General features: G+C 51.2%; 4 protein-coding genes. All 4 read right to left on the bottom strand.

What is annotated here, in order from left to right; genetic code table 11:
* Positions 1-135: 135 nt before the first annotated feature.
* The 4 genes from Q3886_RS08430 to Q3886_RS08415 are packed head-to-tail and all read right to left on the bottom strand — an operon-like array spanning position 136 to position 4657.
* Positions 136-2562 carry an ATP-dependent Clp protease ATP-binding subunit gene (locus Q3886_RS08430; protein WP_301860926.1) on the bottom strand — a complete coding sequence of 809 codons (2427 nt, stop codon included), beginning with the start codon at positions 2560-2562 and terminating at the stop codon, positions 136-138.
* Positions 2555-3661 (bottom strand): ATP--guanido phosphotransferase, encoded by a 1107-nt coding sequence (locus Q3886_RS08425; protein ID WP_301860924.1) that lies wholly within the window; start codon positions 3659-3661, stop codon positions 2555-2557. Before Q3886_RS08425 ends, Q3886_RS08430 begins: the two co-directional genes overlap by 8 nt.
* Entirely contained in the window at positions 3661-4185 is a 525-nt protein-coding gene (locus tag Q3886_RS08420) for a UvrB/UvrC motif-containing protein (protein ID WP_301860923.1), read from the bottom strand. Before Q3886_RS08420 ends, Q3886_RS08425 begins: the two co-directional genes overlap by 1 nt.
* 16 nt (positions 4186-4201) lie before the next feature.
* On the bottom strand, positions 4202-4657 hold the full coding sequence (locus Q3886_RS08415) for a CtsR family transcriptional regulator (RefSeq protein WP_301860922.1): 456 nt from the start codon (positions 4655-4657) through the stop codon (positions 4202-4204).
* Positions 4658-4704 lie beyond the last annotated feature (47 nt).

Raw genomic sequence — 4704 nt, 5'->3', positions numbered from 1 at the left:
ATTTTGCCATCTCATCGCCATGAATTCCATGAATCCTTTCCCAGTCCTTAATACATTACAGCGATATATACTTATATACAAAGAAGCTGTACAGTCAGCCTATTCAGCTTCCTGTACAGCTTCTTTGCATACGCATTACGTAGTCGTAAAGACCAGTTTCTTTTTATCGGGGCTGTCCATGCGCAGTGTGGACCCGCTGGGTAACTTGCCGCCTAACATCATATCGGCAACCGGGTCTTCTACCAGCTTTTGGATGGCCCGCTTCAGCGGACGGGCGCCATAGGCAAAGTCCGTTCCTTCCCGGACGAGTACTTCATCAGCATCGTCTGTCCAGCTCATCTGCACGCCTTTTTCTGCCAGTCGTTTATTCAGTTCTTCCAGCATGAGAGAAATAATATGACGCAGATCCTTTTCTTCCAGGGGCTTAAAGACCTGGATTTCATCAATACGGTTCAAAAATTCAGGACGGAAAAACCGCTTGACATCATTTAAGATTTCCCGTTTCGCCGCCTTAAAGGCCGCTTCTTTATCCGCTGCTGCCCCGCCGCCTGCGGCAAATCCCATAACGGGACCGCTAGGTTTCAGATGGGAAGCACCGAGATTGCTGGTCATGATAATCACAGTATTGCGGAAATCGACAGTCCGTCCTTTTGAATCGGTCAGACGACCTTCATCCAGTACCTGAAGGAGCAAGTTGAAGAAATCACTGCTTGCTTTTTCCACTTCATCGAAAAGGATGACACTGTACGGTTTTTCCCGGACCGCATCAGTCAGTTCTCCCCCTTCTTCATAGCCCACATAGCCCGGAGGGGCACCGACCAGGCGGGATACACTGTATTTTTCCATAAATTCGCTCATGTCGATGCGGATCATGGCATCCTGACTGCCAAAGAGCTGCCGTGCCAAAGTTCTGGCCAATTCAGTCTTACCGACGCCGCTGGGTCCCAGAAACAGAAAGGAACCAATAGGCCGGTTGGCATCTTTCAGGCCAGCCCGGGCACGGCGCACGGCTTTGGCCACTGCCGTTACGGCATCGTCCTGACTGACGACCCGCTTATGCAGTTCTTCTTCCAAATGGAGCAGCCGCTGTGCTTCTGATTCGGTCAGCTGCCGGACGGGAATGCCCGTCCACTGGGCAACAACATCAGCAATATCCTGTTCTGCTACGACGAGCTTTTTGTCATCTTGCTGCTGTTGCTGTTTCTTCAAATCGGCAATTTTTTCAGCAACCTCTTTTCCTTCGTCACGGAGAGCAGCACATTTTTCAAAGTTTTCACTGTCTACGGCAGCATCTTTTTCTTTTTGAATATCTGCCAGCTGCCGTTCTAGTTCTTTCATATCCTGTGACGGAGCATATACATGCATGCGCACTTTTGCTGCTGCTTCATCCATGACGTCGATGGCTTTATCCGGCAAATACCGATCGGCAATATACCGGGCCGACAACTTGACGGCATCCTGAATAGCGCCGTCTGTAATGCGCACTTTATGAAAGGCTTCATAGCGGTCACGCAGGCCCATGAGGATCGCTTCGGCGTCTTTTTCCAACGGTTCACCTACGAGTACGGTCTGGAAACGGCGAGCCAGGGCCGCATCTTTTTCCAGATACTTTTTATATTCATCCAGTGTCGTCGCGCCGATACACTGCAGTTCACCGCGGGCCAACGCTGGTTTCAGAATGTTGGCCGCATCCATAGAGCCTTCTACAGAACCAGCGCCGACAAGCTGATGCAGTTCGTCAATGAACAGGATCGTCTGTTCATCATTGGCAATGGCTTCGATGACCTGTTTAATTCGTTCTTCAAATTCCCCTCTGTATTTTGTCCCGGCTACGAGACTTCCCAAATCGAGGGAGAAAATGCGCTTATTCGCCAAGATTGCCGGCACATTGCCCGTAACGATACGCTGTGCCAGTCCTTCGGCAATAGCAGTCTTACCTACGCCGGGAGCGCCGATGAGGACGGGGTTGTTCTTCGTCCGACGACATAAGATCTGAATGACCCGGTCAATTTCTGTCTGTCTGCCAATGACCGGATCAATGCGGTCCTGGGCAGCCAGTTCATTCAAATCGCGGCCAAAATCAGTTAAATCCAGACCTTCACTGGCAGCATCAGCCGTTTCTTCGGCAGCTCCATTATTCATGAGCTGATACAGGCTGGCCTGCACTTCGTCAGGACTGATATCCATATTTTCCAGTATCTGGCAGGCACGGCTTCCTTTTTCCTGCAGCAGCCCTGCCAGAATATGTTCCGTGTTGATATATTGCTGCCCCATCTGATTGGCAACGCGGACGGCCAGTTCCATGGTCCGCTTCGTCAGCGGCGTCAGCCGCAGTACAGCCGGAGCTGTCTCGCCAATACCGCTGACGCCTTCAATAGCGCGGGTAACGTTTTCAGCTGTCAGCCCCAGGCGGGCCAGAAACTGGCCGGCTATACTGTCACTGTGCAGGACCAGCCCCAGCAGGACATGTTCTGTACCCACATAATCATGTCGTAACGACCGGGCACTTTCCTGGGCCAAATGGAGCACTTTTTTAGCATCACTTGTAAATCTGTTATTCATATGTATGTTCACTTCCTTGCATTATTTCTTTTGCCGGCGGCATCATCTGCATCGTCATACGCCGGCGAATAGCTGCCGCCCGGAGGCGGTCCAGCTCCGTATCGGTCAGCACCTTGCCGGCCTGATACTGCAAAAATGCAGCCGTACTGGTCAGAAGCAGTTCTTCATAGGCCAGCGGATCTGCAGATATAACATCCACATTCATGGCAAACTGCAAATCACTCAGCAGAGAAACAGCTTCCTGTTCACTCATGAGCCAGGCAGTTGACAGCAGACCATAGGACCGGCAAAAGGCATCATGCAGTTCATCACGATGGCTGTCCCAGAGCCGGCAGCGGCAGCTGCGTTCTTCCTGAACTACCTGTTCTGTAATTTTTTTCAGTTGCCCTAACGTTTCTTCTTCTGTCACCCCTAAGGTTAACTGGTTGGAAATCTGAAAAATATTGCCAATGTATTCTCCCTGCACACCGTATAATCCATGCAGAGAAAAGCCAAACTTCGTAATTCCCTGGGCAATACGATTGAGGCGCTTCATCATGACCAGGGCCGGCACGTGAATCGTAACGGCAGCGACCAGTCCCGTTCCGGTCATGGAAGGACTGGCTGTCAGATAGCCGAAATCATCACGAAAGGCAAAGGCCATATGTTCTTCCAGGCAGTCATCTGCAGCTGCGGCCATATCCCATACGCGGCTTATGCTGCAGCCTGAAGCTGCCGTATGAATGCAGAAATGATCGCTGTCATTGACCATAACGGAAACGGCCCCGTCTTGCCTGAGCATGAGGCCCCGGTGTTCCGGATGGGAAATCTGCGACGCCGACGAAATATGTTTGGCTGCCAGCAGTTCCCGCTGCAGAGGGGTCAACGCTGCCAGATCCACGTACTCATAGGTTCCTTGTCCCAATGCCGACAGGGCCGGCATGACCTGCTGCCCTTCCGCAGCGACGGCTGCCAGTTCAGCATTATCAGCCTGCTGCGGGAATCGATGGCGGGCCAGATTTCGCACCAGTCGTATCCGGCTGTCTATGACAACGTCGGTATACGCACCGGATCCATCCTGCCAGGGACTCAGCGGTTGGGTCAGCAACGCTGCATTCATTACGTATACCCCCCTTCATCACGATGTTCCGGCATCTGCCGCTGTAGCGCACGAATTTCATCGCGGACCCTGGCCGCTTCTTCATACTGTTCGTCACGGACAAGGCGCTGCAGGTGCTGCCGCAGCCGCTTAATCTGCGTCTGCGTTCGAAAAACACCGGTACCTCGGTTCGGTACTTTGCCGTCATGTTTGCAGTGCCCGTGAATTCGCCGCAGCAGCGGCGGCAGTTCTTCTTTAAATGCTTCATAGCACTGCGGGCAGCCAAACAGACCAGTTCGGTTAAACTGACTGTACGTCATGCCGCAGGACGGACATTGCGGTTCCTCTTCAGGCTGTCCCTCATAATCGGGATAAGCCATTTTACGGAAAAAATCGTTATCAATAATATTCAGATCCTGCAGCATGGCAAACTTACTTTTATCTCTTGCACAGGCTGCGCATACATGCCACTCTGTCTTTCGGCCATTTTCAAAAGCCGTGATATGGACGACAGCTTCATTTTTTTTGCATATATCACATAACATGGCTTCTCACTCCTTTTCAGCGCGAATTCAGACAGCGCACCATCTGGCTGATTACAGCCATGCGCTGCGACTCGTTATCTACTTCTTTAAACAGGGCTTCAAAGGTCTGATGCATTAAAATCGCTTCCCCATTGGTAATGCGCTTCTGTTTGAGAAGCTGATACAGAAACCCGTCCAGATCGTCCATGGTAATACTGACGGCCGGAAGCCGTTCCTGCAGGAGCACCGGCGTACGGTCCTGTTTTTTGGGGGCCAGACGAATAATGCGGACAAATCCGCCTGATCCGCGCCGCGATTCGACGAGAAAGCCCTTGTCATTAGAAAAACGGGTACTCAGGACATAACTGATCTGCGAAGGTGCACAGTTTAATTCATCAGCCAGTTCATTTCGCCGGAGAACAATGTTCTCTTCCTCTTCTTCCAGTAACTTATGCAGTATCAATTGTTCAATTTTATCTGCTAACACACTCATACTTACTCACCTGTCTCTTAACTATGATATCGTACTGTATAAAGTAT

The sequence above is a fragment of the uncultured Megasphaera sp. genome (assembly GCF_958350005.1).
GTDB lineage: Bacteria > Bacillota > Negativicutes > Veillonellales > Megasphaeraceae > Megasphaera.
Note: the sequence above shows the minus strand (reverse complement) of the source record. Positions and strands in the feature narration are given on the sequence as shown.

What these genes read in the sequence shown, in the direction of transcription:
- Q3886_RS08430 (WP_301860926.1), bottom strand. Translation starts at nt 2,562, where the DNA reads ATGAATAACAGATTTACAAGTGATGCTAAAAAAGTGCTCCATTTGGCC.
- Q3886_RS08425 (WP_301860924.1), bottom strand. Translation starts at nt 3,661, where the DNA reads ATGAATGCAGCGTTGCTGACCCAACCGCTGAGTCCCTGGCAGGATGGA.
- Q3886_RS08420 (WP_301860923.1), bottom strand. Translation starts at nt 4,185, where the DNA reads ATGTTATGTGATATATGCAAAAAAAATGAAGCTGTCGTCCATATCACG.
- Q3886_RS08415 (WP_301860922.1), bottom strand. Translation starts at nt 4,657, where the DNA reads ATGAGTGTGTTAGCAGATAAAATTGAACAATTGATACTGCATAAGTTA.